This window comes from Leifsonia shinshuensis (assembly GCF_022606355.1).
Taxonomy (GTDB): Bacteria; Actinomycetota; Actinomycetes; order Actinomycetales; family Microbacteriaceae; genus Leifsonia; species Leifsonia shinshuensis_B.
This window is the reverse complement of the sequence record NZ_JAHHZQ010000004.1, coordinates 1-26891: the sequence shown is the minus strand read 5'-3', so window position 1 is coordinate 26891 and position 26891 is coordinate 1. Positions and strand designations below refer to the sequence as shown.

The 26891-nt window shown below is 69.6% G+C and carries 23 protein-coding genes and 2 tRNA genes; 6 read left to right on the top strand and 19 right to left on the bottom strand.

Features of this window, described 5'->3' with window-relative positions; translation table 11 throughout:
- Positions 1-33 precede the first annotated feature (33 nt).
- Positions 34-708 (top strand): CPBP family intramembrane glutamic endopeptidase, encoded by a 675-nt coding sequence (locus KNO15_RS15540; protein WP_241704715.1) that lies wholly within the window; start codon positions 34-36, stop codon positions 706-708.
- Here the strand turns inward: KNO15_RS15540 and KNO15_RS15535 are convergent, their stop codons facing one another.
- From KNO15_RS15535 to topA, 8 genes are all read right to left on the bottom strand, one after another.
- Positions 709-1377: a 4'-phosphopantetheinyl transferase family protein gene (locus KNO15_RS15535; protein WP_241704714.1), complete on the bottom strand. Its 669-nt coding sequence runs from the start codon at positions 1375-1377 to the stop codon at positions 709-711. It lies immediately after the preceding gene.
- A gap of 92 nt (positions 1378-1469) precedes the next feature.
- Complete coding sequence (locus KNO15_RS15530) at positions 1470-4028, bottom strand: PKD domain-containing protein (RefSeq protein WP_241704713.1); 2559 nt, start codon at positions 4026-4028, stop codon at positions 1470-1472.
- Positions 4029-4187: 159 nt separating this feature from the next.
- A tRNA-Thr gene (locus tag KNO15_RS15525) sits at positions 4188-4263 on the bottom strand.
- Positions 4264-4349: 86 nt separating this feature from the next.
- Positions 4350-5045: a TetR family transcriptional regulator gene (locus tag KNO15_RS15520; RefSeq protein ID WP_241704712.1), complete on the bottom strand. Its 696-nt coding sequence runs from the start codon at positions 5043-5045 to the stop codon at positions 4350-4352.
- A 78-nt stretch (positions 5046-5123) separates the two neighbouring features.
- Complete coding sequence (locus KNO15_RS15515) at positions 5124-6680, bottom strand: alpha/beta hydrolase (RefSeq protein WP_241704711.1); 1557 nt, start codon at positions 6678-6680, stop codon at positions 5124-5126.
- The gene (locus tag KNO15_RS15510) at positions 6677-7867 is read right to left on the bottom strand and encodes a DNA polymerase III subunit delta' (RefSeq protein WP_241704710.1); all 1191 of its coding nucleotides are present in this window, start codon (positions 7865-7867) and stop codon (positions 6677-6679) included. The genes KNO15_RS15515 and KNO15_RS15510 overlap by 4 nt, the downstream gene beginning before the upstream one ends.
- 83 nt (positions 7868-7950) lie before the next feature.
- A complete protein-coding gene (gene tmk / locus KNO15_RS15505; RefSeq protein ID WP_241705303.1) occupies positions 7951-8559 on the bottom strand; it encodes a dTMP kinase in 609 nt (202 codons plus the stop codon).
- A gap of 71 nt (positions 8560-8630) precedes the next feature.
- Positions 8631-11471, bottom strand: coding sequence for a type I DNA topoisomerase (topA, locus tag KNO15_RS15500; RefSeq protein WP_241704709.1), 2841 nt, complete (start codon positions 11469-11471; stop codon positions 8631-8633).
- Positions 11472-11709: 238 nt separating this feature from the next.
- On the opposite strand from topA, the gene KNO15_RS15495 reads away from it, so the two are divergent.
- A complete protein-coding gene (locus KNO15_RS15495) occupies positions 11710-11961 on the top strand; it encodes a hypothetical protein (protein ID WP_241704708.1) in 252 nt (83 codons plus the stop codon).
- A gap of 247 nt (positions 11962-12208) precedes the next feature.
- On the opposite strand, the gene KNO15_RS15490 is transcribed toward KNO15_RS15495, so the two are convergent.
- The 5 genes from KNO15_RS15490 to KNO15_RS15470 form a co-directional block, all read right to left on the bottom strand.
- The gene (locus KNO15_RS15490; protein WP_241704707.1) at positions 12209-12571 is read right to left on the bottom strand and encodes an Rv3654c family TadE-like protein; all 363 of its coding nucleotides are present in this window, start codon (positions 12569-12571) and stop codon (positions 12209-12211) included.
- Positions 12568-12870, bottom strand: a complete 303-nt coding sequence (locus KNO15_RS15485; protein ID WP_241704706.1) for a TadE family type IV pilus minor pilin — start codon at positions 12868-12870, stop codon at positions 12568-12570. The genes KNO15_RS15490 and KNO15_RS15485 overlap by 4 nt, the downstream gene beginning before the upstream one ends.
- 158 nt (positions 12871-13028) lie before the next feature.
- Positions 13029-13229: a DUF4244 domain-containing protein gene (locus tag KNO15_RS15480; protein WP_241704705.1), complete on the bottom strand. Its 201-nt coding sequence runs from the start codon at positions 13227-13229 to the stop codon at positions 13029-13031.
- Positions 13230-13334: 105 nt separating this feature from the next.
- A complete protein-coding gene (locus KNO15_RS15475) occupies positions 13335-14570 on the bottom strand; it encodes a type II secretion system F family protein (protein ID WP_241704704.1) in 1236 nt (411 codons plus the stop codon).
- A complete protein-coding gene (locus KNO15_RS15470; RefSeq protein ID WP_241704703.1) occupies positions 14563-15555 on the bottom strand; it encodes a TadA family conjugal transfer-associated ATPase in 993 nt (330 codons plus the stop codon). The genes KNO15_RS15475 and KNO15_RS15470 overlap by 8 nt, the downstream gene beginning before the upstream one ends.
- Positions 15556-15943: 388 nt before the next feature.
- On the opposite strand from KNO15_RS15470, the gene acs reads away from it, so the two are divergent.
- Positions 15944-17893 (top strand): acetate--CoA ligase, encoded by a 1950-nt coding sequence (acs, locus tag KNO15_RS15465; protein ID WP_241704702.1) that lies wholly within the window; start codon positions 15944-15946, stop codon positions 17891-17893.
- 123 nt (positions 17894-18016) lie between these two features.
- Here the strand turns inward: acs and KNO15_RS15460 are convergent, their stop codons facing one another.
- Together KNO15_RS15460 and KNO15_RS23165 are read right to left on the bottom strand one after the other, a co-directional pair.
- Positions 18017-18487: a RidA family protein gene (locus tag KNO15_RS15460; protein ID WP_241704701.1), complete on the bottom strand. Its 471-nt coding sequence runs from the start codon at positions 18485-18487 to the stop codon at positions 18017-18019.
- The gene (locus KNO15_RS23165) at positions 18487-18621 is read right to left on the bottom strand and encodes a hypothetical protein (protein ID WP_278046571.1); all 135 of its coding nucleotides are present in this window, start codon (positions 18619-18621) and stop codon (positions 18487-18489) included. The genes KNO15_RS15460 and KNO15_RS23165 overlap by 1 nt, the downstream gene beginning before the upstream one ends.
- 115 nt (positions 18622-18736) lie before the next feature.
- On the opposite strand from KNO15_RS23165, the gene KNO15_RS15455 reads away from it, so the two are divergent.
- The 3 genes from KNO15_RS15455 (at position 18737) to KNO15_RS15445 (ending at position 22408) form a co-directional block, all read left to right on the top strand.
- Positions 18737-21274 carry a transglycosylase domain-containing protein gene (locus KNO15_RS15455; protein ID WP_241704700.1) on the top strand — a complete coding sequence of 846 codons (2538 nt, stop codon included), beginning with the start codon at positions 18737-18739 and terminating at the stop codon, positions 21272-21274.
- Positions 21274-22257 (top strand): metallophosphoesterase, encoded by a 984-nt coding sequence (locus tag KNO15_RS15450; RefSeq protein ID WP_241704699.1) that lies wholly within the window; start codon positions 21274-21276, stop codon positions 22255-22257. The genes KNO15_RS15455 and KNO15_RS15450 overlap by 1 nt, the downstream gene beginning before the upstream one ends.
- A gap of 77 nt (positions 22258-22334) precedes the next feature.
- Positions 22335-22408: transfer RNA gene (locus KNO15_RS15445), tRNA-Pro, on the top strand.
- Positions 22409-22521: 113 nt separating this feature from the next.
- Here KNO15_RS15445 and msuE read toward each other — a convergent pair.
- The 4 genes from msuE to KNO15_RS15425 all read right to left on the bottom strand — a co-directional run bounded on the left by msuE (position 22522) and on the right by KNO15_RS15425 (position 26800).
- On the bottom strand, positions 22522-23115 hold the full coding sequence (gene msuE / locus KNO15_RS15440; protein WP_241704698.1) for an FMN reductase: 594 nt from the start codon (positions 23113-23115) through the stop codon (positions 22522-22524).
- A 131-nt stretch (positions 23116-23246) separates the two neighbouring features.
- Positions 23247-24287, bottom strand: coding sequence for an LLM class flavin-dependent oxidoreductase (locus KNO15_RS15435; protein WP_241704697.1), 1041 nt, complete (start codon positions 24285-24287; stop codon positions 23247-23249).
- Between the two features lie 43 nt (positions 24288-24330).
- Positions 24331-24876, bottom strand: coding sequence for a hypothetical protein (locus tag KNO15_RS15430; RefSeq protein WP_241704696.1), 546 nt, complete (start codon positions 24874-24876; stop codon positions 24331-24333).
- Positions 24877-24931: 55 nt separating this feature from the next.
- Positions 24932-26800 (bottom strand): DUF4012 domain-containing protein, encoded by a 1869-nt coding sequence (locus KNO15_RS15425; RefSeq protein WP_241704695.1) that lies wholly within the window; start codon positions 26798-26800, stop codon positions 24932-24934.
- Positions 26801-26891 lie beyond the last annotated feature (91 nt).

Sequence of the window (26891 nt, the reverse complement as noted above, 5' to 3'; positions counted from 1 at the left end):
GTCCTGTCCTCCGCGGTCGCCGTCGCGATTCCGATGACGGCGCTACTCGCTTCCGTGGCGATCCTGGCCTCCCGTACGCCCTCCCCGGCGCTGGCATGCTCGAGCGTCCTGGTCGCCGGGCTCTACGCTGTCGGGCCGCTTCCGATCGCCGGCCTCTGGCCTCTGGCCGGACTCCTGGCTCTGGCTATCGCCGCCGTGTATGCACTGTCCAGAGGCGAGCTCCGAGCGTGGCGGTCATGGCTGCGAATCGGCCGGCTGCGCTGGGACACCTGGCTTTGGCTGTTCTGCATGATCGCCGTGACCGCCTTCGCGTTACTGCTCTGGTCGAACCTTACCGGGGGCTCCCTGCCACCGGCGTACCGGGAAGCGGCCAGGAGCGTGTCGCCCGAAGCGGCCGCAGCCGGCGGCCTCATCTTCCTCGTCCTGAACGGCCTCGTCGAAGACGCCGTCTTCTTCGGAGTCGTCCTGACCGCCGCGCTCACACACCTGCCACCCCGAACCGCCATCGTCGTCACCTCGATCGCGTTCGGCATCGGGCACTTCGCCGGAGTGCCCGGAGGCTACATCGGAGTCGTCATGGCCGCCGTCTGGGCGATCCTCCTCGCCGCGCTCCGGGTGCGGACCGGCGGCATGCTCGCGACCTACCTCGCGCATGTCGCGGCAGATGCGACGATCGTCGCGATCCTCCTTCCGAGAGCCATCGGGTAGCTAGCCATCGAGCATCGCTCGCGGGTTCCCCTGCTTGTCGAGGCCGAACCACTGGGCGTCCTCCCGTGTCGCGGCGGCAGCCACCGCACCACGAAGAACCGCTGCGCTGAGCGCGAAGCCCGCCTGATGCGGCAGGAGCGCGTTCGACGTCCGGAGGACCTTCAGCTGCCCCACATCGTCAAGTGTGCACACGCCCGCTTTGACGAGGGCTTCCTTGGCGGTCCAGGCGGACAGGAACGAGTGGGACGGATCGGATGCCGAGTCCACCATCACCCGCTCACGCGGCGTCAGTACCGTCTCCGCGATCTCTGACACGTCGGGCGCGTGCGACTCGATATCCACGCCGAGCCGGGACCGTGACACGCCGGCCACGACGTAGCCGCGCGAGTGTCCCCATGAGACGTGCCAACCTCCCGCAGTCGGCACTGGACGCCCATGCTCGCCCCCGCAGCTGTCACAGCGCTGACGCAGATCCATGACGCCGAGACCGCTTTCACCGGCATATTCAGCGGCACGCTTGGCGAGCCTGCGTGCCGCACTGAAATCGTCCCGGTCGCCCGCGGACCGCAACCGCCGCATCCGATGCTCTGCCGGTTCGCCCAGGGGTTCCCGCGCCAGAGTGTGCAGCACGTGCGCTGACTCGGCGATGAAGACGAACGCTGCAGACACCGATTCAGAATAGTGTGACGCGCTCGACTCGCTCGATCACACGGTTATCGAAGGGCACGCACCTGGCGTCCATCGGGTGACCCGGCGCCGGGTCACGGCACCGCGACGACCCCGTAGTTCGCGAACTTCACCGTGACCGGCGACACGGTGGCGGCTCCCGACAGGTAGGCCTTCAGTCCGACGTCGCCCGCGGCCTGCAGTGCGGCAGTGGCGTCAGTCGAGCTCACCTGCCAGTTGGTGGGCTGGGCCTGAGTCGCCGGCCACAGCTTCGCCTGGATGGTGGTCGGGGAGGTCCCGAAGACCTGCACGCGCAGGTTCAGCTGCATCCCCGGGGTGTAGGTCACCCCGCTGACCACCGCCGACTGGATTGTCGTTCCGCTCTGCAGCAGTTGCACCTGCACCGCGCCGCTCGCGCTGATCCAGGCGCGGCCCTCGTAGGCGACCGAGCCGACCTGCCGGCCGATCGCCGAGACGAAGGCCCCACCTCCGGTCGGGGCGATGTCGGTCGTGAGGGTCACGGTCGTGTCGCTGCGGCTCGTCGAGACCGACTTGAGCAGTTCGGTCGCGGTCGTGCCCGCGGCGTCGGCGATGTTGCCGGTCCCGTTGCTCACGGCGTACTGCGTCGCGCTGCCCGATCCCGTCCAGGCGCCTCCGGTCTGGGCGCTGCCCCACCCGCTGGAGACGGTTCGCTGGAAGGTGTCCTGGGCGATCGTCGTGCCGGAGTTCGCCGACACCGTGACGGACTGGGACTTCGAGTCCGTCGCACCCTGGTTGTCGGTGACCGTCAAGGTCACCGAGTAGGTGCCCGCGGCCGCGTACTCATGGCTCGCGGTCGCTCCGGTCGCGGTCTTGCCGTCGCCGAAGTTCCACGCGTACGAGGCGATCGTGCCGTTCTGGTCGCTGGAGGACGTGCCGTCGACACTGATCGTCAGGCCGTTCACCCCCACGGTGAACGACGCGACCGGCGGCGGGTTGGTGCCTCCGCCTGCGATCACCACCTGATTGCCGGTCCGGGAGATCGCGTTCCCGTCCGGATCCGTGACCGTGATCGTGTAGGTGTGCGAGCTTCCCGGGGCCACACCGGTGTCGGTGAAGCTCATGGCGGAGGTGTTCCAGAAGTTGTTGCTCTTCGTCGTCGTGTAGATCGGGTTCGCCGTGTTGCCGTCACGCGACAGGGCGTAGCTGAGCTGGTAGTTGTCCATGTCGTAGGTGGAGGTCCACGCGATCTTGGCCTGCCCGGACGTCGTCGAGGTCGCCGTCGGGGTGAGCGCCGTGTTGTTGTTCGGCCCCATCGTGCTGCGCGAGACGCTGTCCATCGCGAAGCGGGTCAGGCCGTACTGGGCCTTGCCGTTGACGGTCGGGAACTCGCCGCCAGCCACGAGGTAGTCCGTGTTGCCGGAGAGGCTCCAGACCGCCTGTCCCATGCCGGTGTACGTGCCGGTGGAGAAGTCGGGGTACCAGGTCAGCGGGCTCGGCGACGGGCGGCCGGAGAAGTTCGCGTACGACCTGTTGCCGTCGTTCGTCAGCTTTCCGGTGACGGCCTTCGAGAAGGCCAGGGTGTGGTGGTAAGTGCGTGGGTTCGTCTCGGGGAACCCGCCGACGTTGCTGCACATGTGCTGATGGCCGGTGGCGTAGAGCACGTTGCCGATCGGCATGATCGAGTAGGTGTCGCCGTGGCAGTCCTCCATCCACACCAGTGCCCCGGTGACCGCGTCGGAAGAGAATGCGCCCTCGAAGTTGCCTCCGGAACCGAACACGTAGCCGGAGCCGTAGACCCGGTCGGCCGTGGCCGAGAGCGCGGTGATCCCCGCGTTGATACCGGCGTCCCGCACGATGGTGTTGGTCGGGAACGGCAGCACGGCGCCGGTCGTGCCGTCGAGCATCGCGAGGCCGTAGTTGGCGGCGCCGTCCATGTTCTGGAAGCGGCCTCCCGCGTAGACCCTGGTGCCGTCCGGGCTGACGGCGAGCGCATCCACGACGTAGTCGGCGGAGCCCTTCCACGACGTGATGAGCGCGCCGTTCGACGCGTCGATCTTCGCGATGTAGCCGGTGGCCGTGCCGTTGACGCTGGTGAAGGTCCCGCCGGCGTAGAGCGCGGTGTTCGTCGCGGCGAGCGACCGCACCTGGCTCGCCATGATCGGGCGGAACGAGCTGATGATCTGACCGGTGGCCGTGCTGATCGCGACGATCCGGTAGTAGGTGCCGCCGCCCGCGGTGGTGAAGTCGCCGCCCAGATAGACGCGCGACCCGTCGGGCGAGGCGGCGACGGCCAGCGCCTGGCCGTTCAGCGGGACGTTGATGCTGGTGTTCAGGACACCGGTCGTGATGTCGTACGCGAGGAAGTTGCTTCGCGGAGTCGTGTTCGACCCCGCGGGCGACCCGGACGGCCGCGCCGCCGTGAACTTGCCCGCGACATACACGGTGTTGCCGACGACCGCCTGCGCCCAGGCCACGCCGTCCATCTGCGTGGTGGGCAGGACGCTGCCGTCAACGGTCGGAGGCGTCGCCGGATTCGTCGGGTCGACGGGCATGGTGTCGGCCGACGCGGCCCCGCCGAGGCTCAGCCCTCCCCCGATCAGCAGCAGCGCACTCGCCACCGCGGTGAGCATGCCGAGCACGCGCGCCCGACCGGACTCCGACGTCGTTTCCATGACAGCCCCAGGTCAAACTGAACAATCCTCAAATCAAGGGAGAGTCTACGCCGGATGAGTCGCGGGCGCACGGAAACGTCTCGCCTCGGAAGGCAGCGGGTCGAGTGGGCGAAAGCGCTACGTGGAGATATCGAACCCGACGTAAGCGGGACGATCAGATGGAGCCGCCCAAGGGAATCGAACCCTTGACCTTCTCATTACGAGTGAGATGCTCTGCCGACTGAGCTAGGGCGGCGTGGCCGGACTCGCGCCCGGGCACAGTCAGATAGCTTACCCGATTCGGGAGGTGCTCACGACCACGCCCGACGCGGCCTCCCCTGCTCACCCCTGCTGTGCGCCGAGGGCCTGCAGCTGGGCGAACGAGCTGCGGAGGCGGTCGGCGAGGGGCTCGACTCCGCCGTGGTCGGCCCAGCACGACCACGCGTGCCGCATCCCCGCGAACGCGACATAGGTGACGAGGCGCGCGCGCTGATGCAGGGCCTCCTCGTCGGCCGCGAGCTCGGGGTCGTCGTGGGCCAGGCGGCGCTGCACGACGGCGCTGAGCGCGTCCTCGAACTTGTGCATGCTGGCCATCCGCTGCGCGAACAGCTCCGGGTTGTCCTTCAGCAGGGAGCGGCGCAGCACGTGGAGCTCTTGCGCGCTCGCCGTGCGCTCGTCTGGGACGCCTCCTCCCAGGTCGCCGTCGAGGTCGCCCGACTCGATCGCGGCGATGAGCAGGCGCCCCATTCCGTCGAGGATGGGCTCCGTCGGTCCGGCCTCGATGAAGCGCTCGATGCTCTCCTCGTCCGGCAGTTCCGGCAGCTCGCCGATGATCGCCGACTCTTTGGACGGGAAGTAGTTGAAGAACGTGCGCGGCGACACATTCGCGGCGTGACTGATCTCGTCGACCGTCACCCTGTCGAAACCGCGCTCGCTCGCGAGCTCCAGCGCCGCCAACTGGATGGCGCGCCTGGTCGCGATGCGCTTGCGCTCACGGAGGCCCAGCTCGCCGTCCGTCATCCCGGTCACCACAGTCACGAGTCGTATTATTTCACCGTCTGCAAAATTGCACCACTCACCACACGGGATGAGTCGTCACGTCGCCCGAGCGAGACGTCAGCAGGTCTTGCCCTTCGGCGGGATCGTGCCGTCGACCAGGAACGCGTCGACCGTGTCGTTCACGCAGGAGTTCGACTTGTTGTACGCCGTGTGACCCTCGCCCTTGTAGGTGAGAAGGTGCCCGTTCTCGAGCTCCGACGCCATGTTCTTGGCCCACACGTACGGCGTCGCCGGATCGTTGGTCGTGCCGACGACGAGGATGGGCGCGGATCCGGCGGCGGCGATCGGCCCCCGTTCCACCGTCGTCTTGTACGGCCAGTTCGCGCAGCCGATGTCGCCGTAGGCCATGTAGGGCCCGATCACCGGTGCGGCCTTGGCCAGCTCCTGAGCCTGGGCGCGCATGGTCGCCGGATTGTCGTCATAGCTGTAGTCGAGGCAGTTGATCGCCATGAACGCCTCGGTGGAGTTGTCGCTGTAGGTGCCGTCGCTGTTGCGGCTGTTGTAGCCGTCGGCGAGGGTGAACGCGATGCGCGCGCTGCCCTTCATCACGTCGGCGAACATGCTGCTCAGGTACGACCACGCGGTCGCGTCGTACAGCGGGTAGATGATCGCGGTGACCAGGGTGTTGGCGCCCAGCTCTCGACCGTCGGAGTTGCGGATGGGGCTGGCCTCGACGGCGGCGAGCAGCTGCGAGATCGTCGCCAGCCCGTCGTCGACCGTCCCGCTGAACGGGCAGTCCTTCTCGGTCAGGCACTTCGTGAGGTAGGCGCGCAGTGCGCTCTCGAATCCCTCGGCCTGCACTTTCGTGACGTCGAAGTTGGAGGCCGCGGGGTCGAGGGCGCCGTCGAGCACCAGCCGGCCCGTCTTGCCCGGGTAGAGGCCGGCGTACACGGCGCCCAGGTAGGTGCCGTAGGAGTAGCCCAGGTAGTTGAGCTTGGTGTCGCCGAGCACCGCGCGCAGGAGGTCGAGGTCGCGGGCCGCGCTCACCGTGTCGACGTGGTCGAGCAGGGCTCCGGTGTTCTTCGCGCAGGCCGAGCCGAAGTCCTTCGACTGCGTGACGCTGCTCGCGATCCACGCGTCGGAGCCGCGCTGGCCCGGGGTGATGCCGTAGAGGTAGTCGTCCATCTGTGCGGCGTCGTAGCACTTCACGGCCGTCGAGCGGCCGACGCCTCGCGGGTCGAATCCGACGACGTCGAAGTGGCTCTGAAGCGTCTTGTCCGTCGCGTAGCCGACCGAGTCTTTGACGAAGTCGTAGCCGGAGCCCCCCGGACCGCCGGGGTTCACCAGCAGCGACCCCTGCTTCGTGCCGGTGGCCTGCTGACGGATGAGGGCCAGCTTGACCTCACCGGCCGACGGAGCGTTCCAGTCGAGCGGGGCCGTGGCCGTCGCGCACTGCTTGCCCTGGGCGCAGTCGCTCCACACGAGCTGCTGCGTGTAGAACGGCATGAGCGCGGCAGCGACCTTCTCGGGCGCCGGCGTGGAGGTGCTCGACGTCTTCGCCGGCAGGAACCAGGTGACGCAGCCGGTCAGCGTGAGGGCGGTGACGGCGACGATCGCGGCGAAGACGGTGCGAGCGGCCCGCCGGCGAGCCGGACGGCTCAGTCGGGTGGTCACAGGTCGGTCCCCTTTCGCGCGGCGGTGCCGCGAAGGATGGTGATGAGCATGGCCTCCAGGGCCAGGGCTGGTGCGATGTTGCCGTCGATCCGCTCGCGGGCGGTTGCGATCGCATCCATCGCGGAGAGCGTAGCCGCAGGAGTCGTGTGCGTGCTGAGAGCGGACAGCCGGGTCTGGAGCTCGACGTTGACGAGCTCGCTGCCGCTGCCGAGCTGCAGCATCATCACGTCGCGGTACAGGGACAGCAGGTCGGTGAGGATCCGGTCGATCCCGTCGCGGAGGCTCCGGGTCGCCCGGCGCTTCTGGTCCTCCTCGAGCTGCCGCAGCTGCCCGCGGAGCGCGGGCGGGATGGCGCCGCCCGGCTCGACGCCGAGCGAGCGCAGGGCGTGCTCGCGCTCCTCTGCGTCGCGCTCCTCCGTGATCGCCTTCGCGTCGGCGCCCGCGACCTCCAGCAGCGTCGCCGCAGCCTGCACCGCGTCGGAGACCGAGCGGATTCCGAGTGCGAGCTCGAGCGTCTGGTCGCGCCGACGCCGGGCCTCCTCGTTCGTGGCCAGCCGGTGCGCCATCCCGATGTGGCTCTGGGCGTGGCGGGCCGCGCGTTCGGCGACCGCGCGGTCGACACCGTCGCGGCGCTCGATGAGCTGGGCGACGTCGGCGACGCCGGGGACCTTGAGGCGCACGGTCCGGACGCGGGAGCGGATGGTGGGCAGCAGATCGGCGTCGCTCGGCGCGCAGAGGATCCACACGGTGCGCTCCGGCGGCTCCTCGAGGGCTTTCAGGAGGACGTTCGACGTGCGCTCCGTCATGCGGTCGGCGTCTTCGATGACCATGACCCGGTACCGGCCGACCGACGGTGCGAACTGCGAGCTGGAGACGAGCGACCGCACTTCGTCGATCGAGATGATGACGCGCTCGGTGCTGAGCACCGCGAGGTCGGGGTGGGTGCGCGCCTCCACCTGGCGCTGCGCCGCGCGGTCGCCGTCCGGCGTGCCTGGGCTCAGCAGTGCGGTCGCGAACGCATACGCGAGGTTGGATCTGCCCGAACCGGGAGGGCCGGTGATGAGCCAGGAGTGGGTCATGCCGCGCGCGGCGACGGCCGCGGGGCCGGACGCGGTGGCCGACTCGGCCGCTGCGCGCACGACGGCGATCGCGTCGTCCTGACCCGTCAGGTCGTCCCACACCGCCATGTGCTCCAGGCTAGCGGGGACGGCGGACACCCCGTCGGCGACCGCGGGCGACGCGGCAGCGGCCGGAGCCGGGGCCGCGGCGGTCAGACCCGGTCCTCGAGGCGACGGCGGATGTCCGCCGCGATGACGTCGACGGGCTGCGACGCGTCGACCACCAGGAAGCGCCCGGGCTCCGCCTCGGCGAGCGCCAGGTAGGCGGCGCGCACGCGGGCGTGGAAGTCGGAGCGCTCCGCCTCGAGACGGTCGTAGCGGGTGCGCGACGAATCGAGACGGGCCCGCGCGGATGTCTCGTCGAGGTCGAGCAGGATCGTCAGGTCGGGAAGAAGCCCCTCCGTCGCCCACAGCGACAGCTCGCGCACCTGGTCGGCGTCGAGGACGCGGCCCGCGCCCTGGTAGGCGACGGACGAGTCGATGTAGCGGTCCTGCAGGACGACGTCGCCGCGCTCCAGTGCGGGACGCACGACGGTCGCGACGTGGTGGGCGCGGTCGGCCGCGTAGAGCAGCGCCTCGGCACGCGGCGCGATGTCGCCCCGGTGGTGCAGCACGATCTCCCGGATCTCCACCCCGGCGTCGGTGCCGCCGGGCTCCCGCGTGCGCACGACCGTCCGCCCGCGCCCGGCCAACCACTGCTCGAGGAGCGCGGCCTGCGTCGACTTGCCGACGCCGTCGCCGCCCTCGAGGGTGATGAACAGACCGGGTCGCGCGCTACCGCTGGGGCGGGTGTCGTCGTCGCGGCGGCGCGCGTCGACGTCGTGCTCGTCCGTCACTCGGCGGTCTTCTTCGCCGCGGCGCGCGTCGACGTCGTCTTCGGCTTGGCCGCAGCCTTCGTCGTCTTGGCTGCGGTGGATTTCGCGGTGGTGGTCTTCGCAGCCGTCGTCTTCGCGGCCGTCGTCTTCGCGGCCGTCGTCTTGGCCGACGTCGATCGCGTGGACGTGCGCTTGGCCGCTGGCTTCTTGGCCGGGCCCTTCGCCCGTTTGTCCGCCAGCAGCTGCACCGCCCGGGCGAAGTCGACCTCGTCCACGGTCTCGCCGCGCGGGATGGTCGCGTTGGTCTCACCGTCGGTGACGTAGGCGCCGAACCGGCCGTCCTTGATCTTGATCGGCTTGCCGCTGACGGGATCGGCGTCGAACTCCTTGAGCGCGCTGGAGGCGCGACGGTTGCCGTACTTGGGCTGCGCGAACAGCTCGAGGGCACCGGCGAGGTCGATCCCGAAGATGTCGTCTTCGCTCGACAGCGACCGCGTGTCCGTCCCCTTCTTCAGGTAGGGGCCGTAGCGGCCGTTGGCGGCCTGGATGTCGGCGCCGCTCTCCGGGTCGGTTCCGACCGTGCGCGGCAGGTCCAGAAGCCGGAGCGCCGTGTCGAGATCGATCGTCGAGAGGTCCATCGACTTGAACAGCGACGCCGTTCGCGGCTTGACCGCGGCCTTCTTGGCCGACTTCTTGGCCTCGACGACCTCTCCGGTCTTCGGGTCGGCCGCCGGCTCCTCCTCCGGATCGGCCTCGGTCACGTACGGGCCGAACCGGCCGTCCTTCGCCAGCACGAGTTTTCCGGTCGCCGGGTCGGAACCCAGCACGCGGTCGGTCTGCACCGGAGCCTCGATCAGCTCCTTCGCCTTGGCGGGCGTCAGTTCGTCCGGTGCGAGCTCCGGAGGCAGGTTGACGCGGCGGGGCGTCGCGTCCTCCGCCGCGCCCTCCTCCTGGACCTCCAGGTACGGACCGTACTTGCCGATGCGCAGTGTCACACCGTCGTCGATAGCGATCGAGTTGATGCTGCGCGCGTCGATCTCCCCGAGGTTGTCGATCACCCGGCGGAGGCCCTTGTGCTTCTCGCTGCCGAAGTAGAAGCTGTTCAGCCAGTCGACGCGCTCGGCTTCGCCGTCGGCGATGCGGTCGAGGTCGTCCTCCATCTCGGCGGTGAAGTCGTACTCCACCAGGTCGGCGAAGTAGTCCTCCAGCAGTCGCACCACCGAGAACGCGACCCAGCTCGGGACCAGTGCCTGACCGCGCTGGGTGACGTATCCGCGGTCGATGATCGTGGAGATGATGCTCGCGAAGGTCGAGGGGCGCCCGATGCCGAGCTCCTCCAGAGTCTTCACGAGGCTGGCCTCCGTATAGCGCGGCGGCGGGGTGGTCTCGTGACCGTCGGCGGCGACGTCCTCCACGCTGAGCGGCTGGCCCGGCGTCAGCGGAGGAAGCTTGGCGTCTCCGCCGGCGTCGGCGTTGCGCTCCTCGTCGCGGCCCTCTTCGTAGGCGTTGAGGAAGCCGCGGAAGGTGATGACCGTTCCGCTCGCGGTGAACTCGGCGACGGTTCCGTCGAGCGGGCCTTCGGCGATCTTCGCCTCGACCGTCACCGAGGCCGTCTGGCCCTTGGCGTCGGCCATCTGCGAGGCGACGGTGCGCTTCCAGATCAGGTCGTACAGTCGCAGCTCCGGTCCGCGGAGCGACTTCTCCAGCTCGGCGGGGGTGCGGAAGACTTCACCCGCGGGACGGATGGCCTCGTGGGCCTCCTGCGCGTTCTTGCTCTTGGAGGCGTACACGCGCGGCTTCTCCGGCACGGTCTCTGCGCCGTAGAGTTTTGCCGCCTGGGTGCGCGCCGCGTTGGTCGCCTGCTGCGACAGCGACGCGGAGTCGGTGCGCATATAGGTGATGTAGCCGTTCTCGTAGAGGGTCTGGGCGACGCTCATGGTCTGGCGGGCGGAGAAGCGCAGCTTGCGCGCCGCCTCCTGCTGCATCGTGGAGGTGGTGAACGGCGCCGCTGGGCGACGCGAGTACGGCTTGGAGTCGACCTTGGCGACCGAGACGGCCGTGGTCTGCAGTCGGATGGCGTCGGCGAGTGCCTGCGCGGACGCCTCGTCGAGCGTCGTCGCCCCGGACGTCAGTCTTCCGTGATCGTCGAAGTCGCGGCCGGTGGCCACCCGCTCGCCGTTCAGACGGGCGAGGCGGGCTTCGAACGTGGCGGCCTCCTCGGGGGCGAGCTGGGCCGTGAGGCCCCAGTACGACGCGGCGACGAACGCGAGGCGCTCGCGCTCGCGGTCGACCACGAGACGGGTCGCCGCGGACTGGACACGACCCGCCGAGAGGCCGGGACCGACCTTGCGCCACAGCACGGGCGAGACCTCGTACCCGTACAGACGGTCGAGGATGCGGCGGGTCTCCTGCGCATCGACCAGGGCGATGTCGATATCGCGGGTGTTGTCGCGTGCCTTCTCGATGGCCTCCTTGGTGATCTCGTGGAACACCATGCGCTTGACCGGGACCTTGGGCTTGAGGACCTCGACCAGGTGCCAGGCGATGGCCTCGCCTTCGCGGTCTTCATCCGTCGCGAGCAGGAGCTCGTCGGCGTCCTTGAGCGCACGCTTCAGATCGGCGACCGTCTTCTTCTTCTGGTCCGAGACGACGTAGTACGGCGCGAACTGGTTCTCGACGTCGACGGAGAACTTGCCGAGCGACCCCTTCTTCAGCTCCGGAGGCAGGTTCTTGGGCTCGATCAGGTCGCGGATGTGCCCGACGGATGCCATCACCTCGTAGCCGTCGCCGAGGTACTGGGCGATGGACTTCACCTTGTTCGGAGACTCGACGATGACGAGCTTCTTCGTGCCAGGCACTTGACTCCTCTTATATAGCTGCTGTGTTCAGACGGACCCCGTCGGCCCGAAATCGCTCCCCCGAGCGCCGCACAGAGAGCGGCGAGCGTGAGCCGACCGGCCCAACAGGCAAACCATACACACCTAGGCCGGTTGTGTGCCTAATCGCGGCCCGGTTGTCCCCGGCGTTCGCCGCGGGCGCACCTCCCGCGGACCGTCGGCCCTGTTGCGTTGCGGACCGCGGGAGGACAATGGCGTCATGGCAACGACATCAATGACGACGTACACCGCCAAGCTCATCGACGGTCCCCTGGAGGGCAAGACCATCTCCACCTCCTTCCTCGACTCCGGCGACCCGCAACCGCGACTGGAACTGGCCGCGCTCGCCGGCGGCAAACACTATCTGTATGTGCGCGGCTCCGCCTCCGAGACCGAGTACGCCTCGGACGACCCGAGTGCATCGCTCCCCAGCGCGGTGGCGTACCGCTACGTGGAGACCGTCTTCGACTGAGCCGCCCACGCGCCCTGCGCCGCCCGAGGCGGACTTACGGGGGCGGGCATCGGGCGCGCATGCGCCCCTGCTCAGGTGGTTCGCCGGGTGAGAAGGGCGGCTACGCCTGAGACGTGCCCGACGACTCCCGCCGCGACGCGCGCCGGCCACGGCCGACGGGTCAGGGCGTACTTGTCAGGGCGCACCTGTCAGGGCGCACCTGTCAGGGCTAACCTGTCCCGGGCCTCCCTGTCCGAGGGCGTCCCTGTCAGGGCGTCCCCGGAGGACCCGCGCGAGCGGGAGCTTCCGCCCGCCAGCCCGCATAGGGCACCACGGCGGTGACGCTCACCACCACGCCGGCGACAGCGCACTCGGCGAGCGTGGCTCCGTTGGCTCCGGCCACGAGTCGCGCCCGGGTGCACGGGTCGCCGGCGGCCCGGCCGACCGCGACGTCCGCGCCCGCCAGCGCCGCCGCATCCGCAGCGATGCCCGCGCGCTGCCGTGCCGCCCACGCTCCGCAGACGAGCACCACGGCTGCCGTCACTGCGGCGAGAACGGCGACGGTGGCCAGGGCAAGTACAGTCCCGGAACCCCGCTCGAACGCTTTCGGCGACTGCACGGCGCCGCTCACCCCTCCCCGACATCGTCGAGGACGCAGGAACGCGCCGAGACGGTGAGGCCGAGCGTGCCCAGCCCGGCGGAGCGGCTGGGCGCCGAGAGCGTCACGCACACCATCCCTCCGTCGATCCCGACCGCTCGCGTCGCTCCGTCGGGCGGCGCAGGAGCCGCATCGCCGCGCCCGATGAGCCGCGCGGCCGATGCCGCGTGATCGAGCAGCCGAGCCTGCTGCGCCCCGGCCTGCACCGCGCTCACGCAGAGCGCAAGGCAGAGCAAGACAGCCGGAAGCGCCGTGGCGAACTCGGCGGTCACGCTGCCGCGCTCCCGCCTTCGCGCCCTCTCCCAATCCGGTGCTGCGGCCTCGATCGGCGCCGCAGTCGTCGTCTGCCGTGTGCCGTTGCCCCGAACTTCGATCGTGCTCGACCGGAACCCCGTCCGTCTCCTCCGCACCCGTCTCACCGTGCCGGCACTCAGCCATCGACCGTCAACGCTCGGCGTACGAGGTCGGCGAGCACCGACCGGACCTCGTCGCCGCGCAACAGCATCAGCAGCGCTCCGGCGAACCCGACCGCCGCCATGGTCGTGACGGCGTACTCCGCGGTGCTCGCACCGCGGTCCTCGTGGCGCAGCCGCTGCAGGACCGGCCGCCGACCGTGAAAGTCATCGCCCACGATCTCCCCCTTCGTCGATATCGGCCACGACGTTTCGTGGCTCATGTTCCGATCGTGCCTGGCGCCGCCCGCGACCGGGCGCTCGCGGGCGAATCTGTGGACAGCTCACGTCAGCCCCGTGAATGTGGAGGACATCATCGCGAGGATGACCGGGACCACACCGAGCAACACGAATGCGGGAAGCACACAGAGCCCCAACGGCAGGAGCAGCCGGACCGCAAGGAGCTCCGCCCTCGTGCGCCCCTCCGCCCGTGCGAGACGGCGCTGCTGCCGCGCCTCGGCCGAAAGCAGCTCGACCGCAGGCGCACCCGCGCGCTCGGCGATGCGCAGAACCCGGTCGATGGACCGCCCGTCGTGCTCGCCGCCGGCGGACCCGATTCGCATGCGGACCGCCGCGACGAGCTGACGCGCACGCGTCGGCGACATACCGCCGGCGAGGGCGATCGCCACCAGCTCGTGCTCGGCCCCGGCGACCGGTCCGGTCCGCGAGGCGTCGCGGACCAAGCGCGCCGTCCAGAGACGGCCCGCAACGGTGAGCGACCCGCCGGCGGCGGCCACACCCCACCCGAGCGGGCCGCCGACGAGCGCGCCGACGACATCGACGCCGATCAGGTAGGCCATGGCGACGCCCACCAGCGGCAGCCACGCCATCAGTCGTGCCGTCGCCCGCGGCCCGGCGAGCGCGGTACGCACGTCGCGCGCCGTCTCCGCCCGGTCGCGCAGTGCGGTCGCCGCGCCGCGCAACGCGGGTGACAGGGGCGCCCCGGCGTGTTCGGCGACGTTCCACGCGGCCGCCACGGTCGCGGTGCCGTGGTCGAGGTGGTCGCCCGGCGATGTCGGTGATGCGCGTGAACGTCTCGGCTGCGCCCCCGACGCCCGCGCACCCGCACGCGCCCCCATCGCCGCCACCCGCGGACCTGCCGCCCGCTCACCCGCCCCCGTACGCGCCCCCGCCGCCCGCACACCGGCCCGCGCTCCCGCACGCCTCCCCAACGCCTGCGGACCTGCCGACCGCTCACCACCCGCCGCGTGAGCCTCCGCCGCCCCCGCCCGCGGCGGCCCCCACTTCAACATCCGCCCGCCCGACCCCCATCCGCGCCCCGACCAGCTCCCCACCCCGTCGCCACTCCGCCGCCGCGCCACCTCCGTGAGCGCCTCCGACGGCGGCACGCCTGCCGCGATCCGCGCCGCGGCGCTCCGTATCGCCGGATGTCGAGCGTCCTCGGCGATGTACGACCAGACCGATGCCGGCGGGATCCCTGCGTCGAGGAGTACCGCCAGAGCCTCCACCGATCGGGCCAGGTCGTCGTCGGGCTCGGCGCGACCCGTCGCCTCAGTCACCGACGACCACCGTGAGCCGGCCGTCGGGAGTCGTCGTGAAGCGACCGAATCCGCGGATCCGGCGACCCTCCGGCGAGCGCTCGACGTGGACGATCAGGCCGATGGCGGAGGTGGTCTGGCGTGCGACCGCGATCTCGCTCATCCCCGCCAGCGCACCGAGCGCCTCCAGACGCGCGGGCACATCGGCGATCGAGTTGGCGTGCAGGGTGCCTGCACCCCCGTCGTGCCCCGTGTTCAGCGCGGAGAGCAGGTCGAGGACCTCTTCTCCCCTGCACTCTCCGAGGACGAGCCGGTCCGGTCGCATGCGCAGCGCCTCGCGCACCAGTCTGCGCAACCCCACCCCTCCCGCTCCCTCGAGATTCGGCTGCCGGGTCTGCAGCCCGACCACATGCGGATGCGCGACGCGGAGCTCCGCCACGTCTTCGATCAGGACGATCCTCTCGTCGGGCCGCGCGTCTGCCAGGATCGCGCCCAGCAGCGTGGTCTTGCCCGCTCCTCCTGCGCCCGTGACGAGGATGTTGGTGCGCGCCGCCACCGCCTCCCGGAGGCGTGCGGCATCGGCCGTCGTCACCGAACCGCCGCGCACCAGGTCGTGGAGGCCTGGCGCGACGGCGGACGGCACGCGGATCGAGATCACCGCTCCCGAGGTGGAGATCGGTGCGAGGACGGCGTGCACGCGTACACCTCCGCCGAGCCGGACGTCGGCGAACGGTGTCGCCTCGTCGAGGTGGCGGCCGCCGCGGGCGATCAGGCGCGTGGCGAGACGCCGGGCGGTTTGCGGATCCGCGCTCCACCCGTCGACCCGGTGGAGGCCGCGCGAGCCGCCATCGGACCACAGCACACCGTCACCCGTCAGGAAGAGGTCGCTGACGCCGTCGCGCATCAGGTAGGGCGTCAGCGGGCCGAAGGTCTCCCACGGTCCTGGCTCGCCGCGCGCGGTCGCCTCGGGTCGCAGAGCGGTGTGGAGGTCGTCCGGAATCGTCATGCCCTCGACGCTACGAAGCGACGAGACGACGCGGTCAGGAACCGGCGAATCTGTGGACAGACCGACTCATCCACACCCGGAGGTGGAGAGTCGCCGACTCGGCCCGACCCGCGAACCGGTCGGTGCCAGGGTCGGTCAAGGAACGACACCGCCGGTTAAAAAAGGGGGGCCGCACCTATTGGGGGGAACAGGTGCGGCCACTGCGGCGCAGGATTGGGGGGAATCGATTGCGCCGCACGCCAGAATTATCATTCGGCCGCTGCCTAGTTTACGCACAATCAATGCAAACGCAAGTCTGATCGGAGCACGTCACCGTCACGCTGTAGAGTCAGGCATTGTCGCGCCACGACTCGAACATCAGCATCGCAAAGGAGCGAAAAGACTCCCCATGAGCAACACAATCGACAACCTGCTCCACGAAGCCCGGCGGTTCGCGCCGACAGAGGAGTTCGCCGCGAACGCGATCGCGACGGCAGACCTCTACGAACGCGCCTCCGCGGACCGCCTGGGGTTCTGGGCCGACCAGTCCCGAGACCTGGTGCACTGGCACACGCCCTTCACCCGCACGCTCGACTGGTCGAACCCGCCGTTCGCGAAATGGTTCGACGACGGAGAGCTCAACGTCGCCTACAACTGTCTCGATCGCCACGTGCTCGCCGGCAACGGCGACCGGGTCGCGATCCACTGGGAGGGTGAGCCGGGCGATTCGCGCTCCATCACGTACGCGGAGCTGACCGCAGAGGTCAAGAAGGCCGCCAACCTGCTCACCAGCCTCGGCATCCAGGCCGGCGACCGGGTCGCCATCTACCTGCCGATGATCCCCGAAGCGGTCATCGCCATGCTCGCGGTGGCCCGCATCGGCGCCGTGCACTCGGTCGTCTTCGGCGGCTTCAGCGCCGAGAGCCTGCGCTCCCGTATCGACGACGCGGAGGCCAAGCTGGTCATCACCGCCGACGGCGGCTGGCGCAAGGGTCGGGTGTTCCCGCTCAAGGATGCGGTCGACGCCGCGCTCGCGAACGGCGAGTCGACGGTCGAGCATGTGCTCGTGGTCAAGCGCGGCGAGAACGAGGTGGCCTGGACGGCCGGCCGCGACCTGTGGTGGCAGGACGAGATCGCCCTCGTCGACGCCGACCACGTCGCCAAGGCGTTCCCCGCCGAGAACCCGCTGTTCATCCTCTACACGTCGGGCACGACCGGCAAGCCGAAGGGCATCCTGCACACCTCGGGCGGCTACCTCACCCAGGCGGCGTTCACCCACAAGAACGTGTTCGACCTCCACCCCGAGTCGGACGTGTACTGGTGCAGCGCGGACGTGGGCTGGATCACCGGCCACACCTATGTCGTCTACGGCCCGCTCGCCAACGGCGCCACCCAGGTGCTGTACGAAGGCACCCCCGAGACGCCGCACCCGGGCCGCTGGTGGGAGATCATCGAGAAGTACAAGGTCTCGATCTTCTACACGGCGCCGACCGCGATCCGCTCCTTCATGAAGATCGGGCGTCAGCACCCCCAGAAGTTCGACCTGTCGAGCCTGCGCGTGCTCGGATCGGTCGGTGAGCCCATCAACCCCGAGGCGTGGATGTGGTACCGCGACGTCATCGGCGGCGGCGACACCCCGATCGTGGACACCTGGTGGCAGACCGAGACCGGCGCCATCATGGTCTCCGCCCTGCCCGGGGTGACGACGCTGAAGCCCGGCAGCGCCCAGGTGCCGCTGCCCGGCATCTCCATCGACATCCTCGACGAGGCCGGCGTGCCCGTCGGCAAGGACGAGGGCGGCCTACTGGTGGTCACCGAGCCCTGGCCGAGCATGCTGCGCGGCATCTGGGGCGATCCCGACCGGTTCGTCGAGACGTACTGGTCGAAGTTCGGCGACAAGTACTTCGCCGGCGACGGGGCCCGCTACGACATGGACGGCGAGATCTGGCTGATGGGCCGTGTCGACGACGTCATGAACGTCTCGGGCCACCGGCTCTCGACAGCGGAGATCGAGTCGGCGCTCGTCGCGCATCCCCTGACGGCGGAGGCCGCGGTCGTGGGTGCCGCCGACGAGACGACCGGTCAGGCGGTGGTCGCGTTCGTCATCATCAAGCAGAACCAGCTCGAGACCGCGGAGTCGATCGATGTCGCGGCCGAGCTGCGCAAGCATGTCTCGCAGCAGATCGGCGCCATCGCGCGCCCGCGTGACATCTTCATCGTCACCGAGCTGCCGAAGACACGGTCCGGCAAGATCATGCGGCGCCTGCTCAAGGACGTCGCCGAGGGCCGGGAGGTCGGCGACACGACCACGCTCGCCGACACTGCGGTGATGAGCTCCATCCAGGCCAAGCTCACCTAGCCGGGGCCTCAGGAGGCCGCCGCCCAGCGCAGGAGAACCGCCGCGAATCGAGTGGATTCGCGGCGGTTCTCCTGCGCTGGGCGGCTGTGCTCGGCGCCTGTGCTCGGCGCCTGCGCTCGCGGCCTACTCGTAGGCGACGATGAGTTCGACCTCGACGGGCGCGTCGAGCGGGAGGACGGCGACGCCGACGGCTGAGCGGGCGTGGACACCGGCGTCGCCGAAGATCTCGCCGAGCACCTCGGAGGCGCCGTTGATGACTCCGGGCTGGCCGGTGAACGAAGGGTCGGAGGCGACGAAGCCGACGACCTTCACCACGCGCGTCACCCGGTCGAGCGATCCGATGACGCTCTTGACCGCCGCGAGGGCGTTGAGCGCGCAGATGCGGGCGTACTTCTTGGCGTCGTCGGCCGGAATGAGTCCGTGACCGTCGCCGACCTTACCGGTCGCGGGCAGAGCGCCCGACACCATCGGGAGCTGGCCGGAGGTGTACACGTGCCCGCTGTCGACGACCGCGGGCGTGTAGGCGGCGACCGGCGGGACGACGGCGGGGAGCTCGATGCCGAGCTCGGCCAGACGCGCTTCGATCGCGGCCATCAGGCGACCTCCTCGCTCTGCACCGGACGCTTGAGGTAGGCCACCAGGCCGCCCTCCGGGCCGGTCACGACCTGCACCAGCTCCCACCCCTCCGAGCCCCAGTTGGTGAGGATGGCGGCGGTGTTATGGATCATGAGAGGAGTCGTAAGGTATTCCCAGCGCAGCATGGTGCTCTTTTCATTCGGGGGGTTTAACAGGTTCATCGCCTACTCTGATCCTATGTCTGCGCAAAAACCACAGGCTAGAGGTGTGCTCGGAGCTGTCGGCGCTTTCGTCGGCATGAGTGCCGTGGCCGGTCTTCTGGTCACCGCTGCCGTCACCCCCGCCATCGCCGTGACGGGCATGGCCGCCAACAACGGTATCGGCGTCTTCGAGGGTCTTCCCGAGTACCTCCAGATCGGCCAGCTCGCCCAGCCGACCACCATCTACGCCAAGAACGGCGACCAGGATTACCCCCTCGCGACCTTCTACTCGCAGAACCGCCTCCCCGTCGGCTTCGATCAGATGTCGCAGGCGGCCAAGGACGCTCTCGTCGCCGGTGAGGACCCGCGCTTCTACAGCCACGGCGGCGTCGACATCCAGGGCACCGTGCGCGGTGTGCTGTCCACGGTCTCCGGCGGCGGTGTGCAGGGCGGGTCCTCGATCACCCAGCAGTACGTGAAGAACGTCCTGCTGCAGAAGTGCGAGGCCATGCCGGTCAAGACCAAGGAGCAGAAGAGCAAGTACAACACCTGCGTCGACGACTCGACGGGCGTCACCCCCGACCGCAAGGTCAAGGAGATGAAGTACGCCATCGGTCTGGAGAAGAAGTACACGAAGGACCAGATCCTCGAGGGCTACCTCAACATCGTCGGCTTCGGCGGTTCGGTCTACGGCATCGAGGCCGCAGCCCGGTACTACTTCAACACGACCGCCGCGGCGCTGACTCCCGCTCAGGCCGCGAGCCTGGTCGCGATCGTCAACAACCCGACGCGCCTCAAGCTCGACAACCCCGACTCGACGACCAACGGCGCTGCCAATGGCTACGCCGCGAACAAGGATCGGCGCGACTACATCCTCGCCAAGATGTACGAATACAAGAAACTGACGAAGACGCAGTACGACGAGGCGATCAAGACCCCGATCACTCCGGTGATCACGCCGTCGACGCGAGGCTGCCAGACAGCGGGCGGTGCGGCCTACTTCTGCGACTATGTGCAGCGGATCATCCTCAACGACGAGTCGTTCGGCAAAGACGAGGACACCCGCGCCGCCAACTTCAACCGTGGCGGCTACAAGATCTACACGTCCCTCGACCTCGACCTGCAGAAGGTCGCGGAAGACACACTCGACTCCTACGTGCCCAAGGCGTACAAGTTCGACATCGGCGGCGTGCTCGTCGGAGTGCAGCCGGGGACCGGCCGCGTGCTCTACATGGCCCAGAACAAGGATTACAGCCAGGACCCGGAGAACACCGGCCCGAACTACACGAGCATCAACTACGCGACCGACTACCAGTACGGCGGCTCGGGCGGCTTCCAGGTGGGATCGACGTACAAGACGTTCACTCTGGCGGAGTGGCTCAAGGAAGGCCACTCGCTCTACGAGACGGTGAACGCGAACGTCCGCACGTACCCCAGCGGGACGTTCAAGGGCTATTGCTACCCCGGAGGCTCGTATCCGTCGACGGGCGCCCGTTGGCCCACGAACGACAGCTCGGGCGAGGAGGGCACCCGTAGCGCCATCCAGGCCACTGCGATGTCGATCAATACCGCTTTCGTCTCGATGGCGTCCCAGCTCGACATGTGCAAGATCCGCGACACCGCGCAGGCCTTCGACGTGCACACCGCCAAGGGCGAGGAACTCGGCACGAACCCCGCGAGCGTCCTCGGCACCAACGAGATCGCGCCTCTGACCATGGCCACAGCGTTCGCCGGCATCGCGAACGGCGGTGTCACCTGCTCCCCCATCGCGATCGACAAGATCGTCGACGGCGGCGGCAAGGAGGTCAAGCCTCCGGCGACGAAGTGCCAGCAGTCCGTCGACCCCGCCATCGCGGCCGGCATGGCGTTCGCGATGCAGAAGGTCACGCAGAGCGGTGGAACCGCGGCGACCGTGAACAACACCGGCAAGGACATGCTCGCCAAGACCGGCACGACGGACGGCAACGAGCAGCTCTGGCTCGTGGCCGCCACGACGAAAGTCGCCGGCGCGTACTGGGTCGGCAATGTCAGCGGCCACCAAGACATGCGGAGGACCTACCCGACCCATGGCATCTCCCCGGCGAGCGCCCGAACGGCTGTCCAGCGCGCAATGATGGCGGCCGCCGTCGGCAAGTACGGCGGCGACGCATTCCCCGCGCCGAGCAGCAAGCTCGTGCAGGGAGTCCAGGTGACGGTTCCCGACCTCGCCGGCAAGTCTCCGGCAGAGGCGAAGTCGATCCTGAGTGGCCTCGGCCTCGACAGCGCCGACGGCGGCCCGCAGGATTCGGCCGCCCCGGCCGGCACGGTCGCATCGAGCAACCCCGCCGCCGGCGCATCCGTGGGCAAGGGCACCGTCGTCACGCTCTACACGAGCAATGGCTCCCTCGTCGCCATTCCGAACGTGGTCGGACAGAAACTCTCCGATGCGCAACAGGCCCTTGCGGCCGCCGGGTTCAGCGCCAAGGTCAACGGTGGAGGGGCCTCCCCCGACGACATCGTCCAGGCGATGGATCCCGGCGCGGGAACGGCCGCGAAGGCCGGCACCCAGGTCACGCTCACGCTTCAGAAGAGCACTGCCTCTCCTGGTCCGGGAGCGGGCGGCTAGTGGCGCGCTCGTCGGGCTTCCATCCGGTGGGCACCGCGCTCGCGGTGCTCGCCGGTGCCGGCGCGGCCGCGTTCGCGTACGGGTCGCTCGTCGAGCGTCGCGCGTTCACCCTGCGGGAGGTGAGCGTTCCGGTGCTCCCGGCCGGCGCGAAGCCGATCCGGGTGCTGCACCTGTCCGACCTGCACATGGCGCCGTGGCAGCGTGACAAGCAGCAGTGGGTGCGGGAGCTCGCACGCTTTCAGCCGGACCTGATCGTCGACACCGGCGACAACCTCAGCCATGAGAACGGCTTGGAGGGCATCCGTGCCGCGTTCGACGCGTTCCGCGGCGTGCCGGGGGTGTTCGTCCACGGCTCGAACGACTACTACGGTCCGCAGCTCAAGAACCCGTTGAAGTACTTCCGCGGGCCGTCGAAACGCCACTCGACGACGGCTCCACGCCTCGACGACAGGGCGCTCACCGCGTACTTCGACAGCCTCGGCTGGCTGAACCTCAACAACGCCGCCGGCGCTCTCGACATCAACGGGACGCACCTCGAGCTGTTCGGTGTCAACGACCCGCACATCCAGGCCGACCGGCTGGAGGCCATCCCGGGCGCGCTGGACGAACTGCGCGAGAACGACCCGTACTCCGACGACGCGATGTGGCCGGACGACGAGCCGCGCAGCGAGCGCCCGACCGTGACACTGGGCGTCGTCCACGCACCCTACCGTCGAGTGCTCGACGCGTTCGTCACCTACGGCGCATCGATGATCTTCGCCGGCCACACGCACGGTGGTCAGGTGTGCGTCCCGGGCTTCGGAGCTCTGGTCACCAACTGCGACATCCCCCGCCAGCAGGTCAAGGGGCTCAGCATCTGGAGGCACGCGTTCCGTGCGGCCTACCTCAACGTCTCGGCCGGTCTCGGCACGTCGATCTACGCCCCGGTGCGGTTCGCGTGCCGGCCGGAGGCGACGCTGGTGACGCTGACCGCGTCGGAGTAGTCCACGCCTCCGACCGTGCGGGGATGGTCATTTGTACCCCTCCCGCTCGTGTATCCTAGATGAGGCCTTCGGGCCACCGGGGTGTGGCGCAGCTTGGTAGCGCGCTTCGTTCGGGACGAAGAGGCCGCAGGTTCAAATCCTGTCACCCCGACCCAACAGCAAGACGAAGAGGGCCGGCTCGCTCAGCGAGCCGGCCCTCTTCGTCTGCCAGGTCTACGAAAGCCGGCCCGGGAAGCTCCCGAGCCGGCTCCCTACAGCTCACCCTCAGAACGCATCCGGCCGCGCGAACTCCACGGGCGCGTAGATCGTCTCCGGGTCGATGTGCGAGCGGATGAGCGGGAGGGTGCGTGAGACCGCCGTGTTGATGCGTTCGCGGAGGTCGTCGGAGGTGATGGCGTAGTCCTTGAAGTCCGCCTCGGCCGCGTAGATCCCGAGCGGCAGCGTGAGCGACTGGAAGAAGCCGAAGAGGGGGCGCATCTGGTGTTCCACCAGGAGGGCGTGACGATCGCTGCCGCCCGTCGCCGTGAGGACGATCGGCTTGTCGATCAGGGCGTACTGGCCGATGTGGTCGAAGAAGAGCTTGAACAGGCCCGTGTAGGTGGCCCGGTAGGCCGGCGAGCCGACCACGACCACGTCGGCGGACTCCACCGTCTCCAGCGCCTCCTGCACCCGGGCGCTCAGGCCGCTGCGGAACGGCGCCGCACCGAGGTCGGCGAGCAGGGGCGCGAGCTCGATCGTCGTCGAGGTTCCGCCGGTCGCTTCGGCGAACGAGCGCGCGACCTCGTCGACGAGCACGGTCGTGCGGGAGGGCGCGGTCGGGCTGCCGCTCACGCCGACGACGTGGGGTGCGTGTGCCATGCGGGTACCGCCTTCACTGAGGGGGGTCGGGGTGCGCCCAACGCTACCCCCGGGTGTCGGCGAACGCCCGTCCGACCGTCACGCGCCGTCACGAAGCCGCCGTGCCGCAACAGCGAGCCCGGCGCGCACTCTCAGTGAGCCTCGGCCGGGTACAACTCCGCGACGACCTCCAGTGACCGGATGCGACCTTCGACCGTGGCGGCGCCGGAGGACACCATCAGCTCGTCCACGCCGGTGGAGGCGACCAGCGCGTCGAGCCGGGCACGCACCTGGTCGGGCGTGCCGATCGCCTGGCGCGCGTTGCGGGCCGCGATGAACTCCTCCTCCGCCGGGCTGAACTCGTAGGCCAGCGCCTCCTCCACGCTCACCGGCTCGGGCTTGAGACCCCGGCGCATGCGGAGGAACGACAACTGCCCGGGCAGGGACAGCGCGCGCACCCGAGCGGGGTCGTCGTCTGCGATCACGTTCACGGCGATCATCGTGTGCGGCTCGCTCAGCTGCTCCCCCGGCTCGAACCGGGACCGGTAGAGGTCGAGCGCCGCCTCGGTGTTCTCGCCGGCGAAATGGTGGGCGAAGGCGAACGGGAGGCCGAGAGCGGCCGCGACCTGGGCGCTGTAGCCGCTCGATCCGAGCAGCCAGACCTGAGGGGCATCCCCGAGGCCGGGCACGGCGGTGATGGTGTGCAGCGGGTTCGCGTCGCTCATGCCGCCATGGAAGAAACCGAACAGGTCGAGGAGCTGCTGGGGGAAGTCGTCCACGCCGAGCCCCTCGGCGCTGCGCCGCAGCGCCATCGCTGTCGCGCCGTCGGTTCCGGGCGCACGACCGATCCCGAGGTCGATGCGGTCGCCGTAGAGGGCGCGGAGCGTGCCGAACTGCTCGGCGACGACCAGCGGGGCGTGATTGGGAAGCATCACGCCACCGGAACCGACGCGGATCCGTTCGGTCGCCGCCGCGATCCCGGCGATGAGCACGGCGGGGGCGCTGGAGGCGATCGCCGGCATCCCGTGGTGCTCGGCGACCCAGAAACGCCGGTAGCCGAGACGTTCCGCCTCTCGTGCGAGGCGGATCGTCCCGGCTACTGCGTCGGCGTTGCTGCCGCCGGCGGGTCTACTGGCGAGGTCGAGGACGTTGAGGGGGATGCCGGAGGTCACAGGGAGGGCAACCGCTGCCACCGTCCGCCCATTCCCCGAAGAGAGGAGCCCCGGCACGAACCGGTCAGGACGACCGCACCTTGCGCATCCACGCTGCGACCGCGACGCTCACGAGGCCGATGACCAGGAGGCCTGCGCCCGTCCAGATCGCCCATTGCGCGATGACGGAGCCGGTGTCGGCGAGGCCGGAGCTGCCCGGGTCGCTGATGGTCGACGCCGACGCGTCCGCCGGAACCACGGTCAGGGATGCGGAGCAGACGTGACCGCTGCTCGCCCCCGTGCCGGTGATCGTGTAGGTGCCGCTCGCGTCGGACGGAAGCGTGACGTGCAGCACGTCGCTGCCGTCGCCGTTGGCGTGCTTGGAGAACGTCACAGAACTCGCCATGACGATGCTCGCGCCGTCGGAACCGCTGCCGACCCAGGTGATGGTCTCACCGTCGCGCCAGGTGCCCGGCACGCACGTGAGCGTCGCCGAGTCTCCTGCCTGTGTGGTGCTCACGTCGAACGTGCAGGGAGCGCCGCTCGGGTAGCCCACTGCGTTCGCGGCCGCCGGCGCGGCGAGAAGCAGAGCTGCGGCGACGGCTGCCGCCGCCAGGATCTTCTTCAACATTCGGGTACGCCTTCCCCTCGACCCGGCGACCTGTCGGGCATTTAGTGATTAATGCTCACTTTACGCTGGCGGCACAGGGGACGGCAATGCTTCCCACCGCCGTCCGTGCCCCCACATCGGGGGTGGTCCCGTCCCCTGTCAGGGTCGGGGTGACCGCCACGGTGAGTCCCGACGCCTTCTGGATGGTCCCGAGGAACTGCACGTCCACCGAGGTCGACTCCCCCGGCTTCAATTGGACCTCCACGACGGCGACCGGTCGGCCGTCGTCCGTGCCGGCGAGCGACGGCAGATCCACGCCCTTGCTCTTCACTCCGGCGAGGAGCCCCTTCTCGGGCCCATAGAACGCGATCCGCGTGCGGATGGAGCCGGCGGGAACCCCGTACGTCCCATCGCCCGTCACATACGGGGGCAGCGCCGTCGCCGCATCGGCCGGGGCGTTGTTCTTCAGAGTGACTTGCACGACCGACGTGATCCTGTCGTCCAAGCGGCACACGGCCGCTCCGGCCGCGACCGACGTCTGCAGGTAGTAGTCCATCTTCGAGCCGGTGGCGTCGTTGAAGTAGACGCCCAGCGCGGTCGTCTGCGAATCCGACACCGGCAGATTCCCCGCGAGCGTGGTCGACTGCAGCACCGACTGCTCCGACGGTCGCGAGCTCCAGATCCGCAGCCGGTCGGACGAACCGGCCGCGGTGAGCGCGGTGGCGAGAGCCTTGCCGTCGACTCCCCCGCTCGAGATCTTGCTGAAGAGCGCCGTCGTGGCGGAGGAGAAGAAGGCGTCCTGGAGGTTCGGCTGATTCGGGTAGCGGGCGTAGATCCCGCTCAGCAGCAGCGAGACCGCGTTGGACGACGTGAGCACGTCGCCCGAGGGAAGGGTGACGGGGCCCGTTGCGCGCAGCAGCCCGCTCAGTACGACGGGATCGACCGTGATGACGCCGTCGACCACGCCGCCGTGCGTCTTCACCCACATCGCGGAGGCCGTTCGCGCGGCGAGCGGGAAGTCCGGGGTGAAGTTGACGTCCTGCAGGTAGCGGCCGACGAGCGGCCCGTACAGGTCGGTCGTCGCGCTCGGCACGCTGAAGACCGGGTCCGGCCACGGACCGATGGAGGTGCCGGCCGCCTGGGAGGCCAGCGTGATGGCGCCTTTGTCGGTCGTCACCTCCGCGACCGAGCCGATGAGGCCTCCTGTCGCCCGGAGTTCCGCCGGGTTCTGCGCCACGATCAGATACGTGCGGGGCCCGGCGGCGCCGAGCATGTCCGGCAGCAGCCGCGCGGTGTTGCCCGCGGCCTCCAGGTCGGGAGAGACCGCCGTGAGTGCGCTGCGCAGCTTGTCGACGGCCGTCGCGATCGGCACGATCACGCTCCGGTCGTCGATGCCGGCCATCTGCTGCTGAGCGGCTTCGAACGCGGTCTGCGCCTTCTCCACGACCGGCTGAGCCTTCAGCAGGGGAGCCAGAGCGATCGCGCCGTGCGACAACTTCAGCTCCCGGGGATCCACGGAGCCGGCGACCGACACCAGCGGACGAACGACCTCGGTGGCGAGCGTGTCGGTGGCGGCCGCGACCGTCCGCACGGCGGCGAGGTTCGGGCCGACCCACGGGATGATCTCCGCGGTCTGCCAGACGGGGTCGCTCGTGAGAGTCGCCGCGTGATGGGCGCGCTTCTGGAGGTCGGCGGCGGCGGCCTCGGCCCGGGCGGTGTCACCCGCTTCGAGGGCGGACCTCACCACCTGCACGTCGGGAGAGGCCGCGGTGAGCTCCTGATGGGCCAGGTACGCTCGCGCTCCGATCCAGGCGGCGGCGAAGAGGAGCAGGACGACGACGACGATCAGGACGAGACCGAGCGCTCCTCGACGACGTCGGCGCGGCTCAGGAGGCGATGCCGTCGGCTGCGGCGGCGCTTCTTCGTGCGAGAGACCAGTCGCCATGGAAACAAAGGTAACAAATCCTCAGTTTCAACCCCAGTACCCGCGTGGCCCCCAAAGGAGGGCGCTCGGAGCCCGCGGGCGTCCGCGCGTC

Excerpts from the sequence above, each read along its gene's own strand:
- KNO15_RS15540 (WP_241704715.1), top strand. The coding sequence starts at position 34 with ATGACGGCGCTACTCGCTTCCGTGGCGATCCTGGCCTCCCGTACGCCC.
- KNO15_RS15530 (WP_241704713.1), bottom strand. The coding sequence starts at position 4,028 with ATGGAAACGACGTCGGAGTCCGGTCGGGCGCGCGTGCTCGGCATGCTC.
- KNO15_RS15510 (WP_241704710.1), bottom strand. The coding sequence starts at position 7,867 with ATGGCGGTGTGGGACGACCTGACGGGTCAGGACGACGCGATCGCCGTC.
- KNO15_RS15495 (WP_241704708.1), top strand. The coding sequence starts at position 11,710 with ATGGCAACGACATCAATGACGACGTACACCGCCAAGCTCATCGACGGT.
- KNO15_RS15470 (WP_241704703.1), bottom strand. The coding sequence starts at position 15,555 with ATGACGATTCCGGACGACCTCCACACCGCTCTGCGACCCGAGGCGACC.
- acs (WP_241704702.1), top strand. The coding sequence starts at position 15,944 with ATGAGCAACACAATCGACAACCTGCTCCACGAAGCCCGGCGGTTCGCG.
- KNO15_RS15460 (WP_241704701.1), bottom strand. The coding sequence starts at position 18,487 with ATGGCCGCGATCGAAGCGCGTCTGGCCGAGCTCGGCATCGAGCTCCCC.
- KNO15_RS23165 (WP_278046571.1), bottom strand. The coding sequence starts at position 18,621 with ATGATCCATAACACCGCCGCCATCCTCACCAACTGGGGCTCGGAGGGG.
- msuE (WP_241704698.1), bottom strand. The coding sequence starts at position 23,115 with ATGGCACACGCACCCCACGTCGTCGGCGTGAGCGGCAGCCCGACCGCG.
- KNO15_RS15430 (WP_241704696.1), bottom strand. The coding sequence starts at position 24,876 with ATGTTGAAGAAGATCCTGGCGGCGGCAGCCGTCGCCGCAGCTCTGCTT.
- KNO15_RS15425 (WP_241704695.1), bottom strand. The coding sequence starts at position 26,800 with ATGGCGACTGGTCTCTCGCACGAAGAAGCGCCGCCGCAGCCGACGGCA.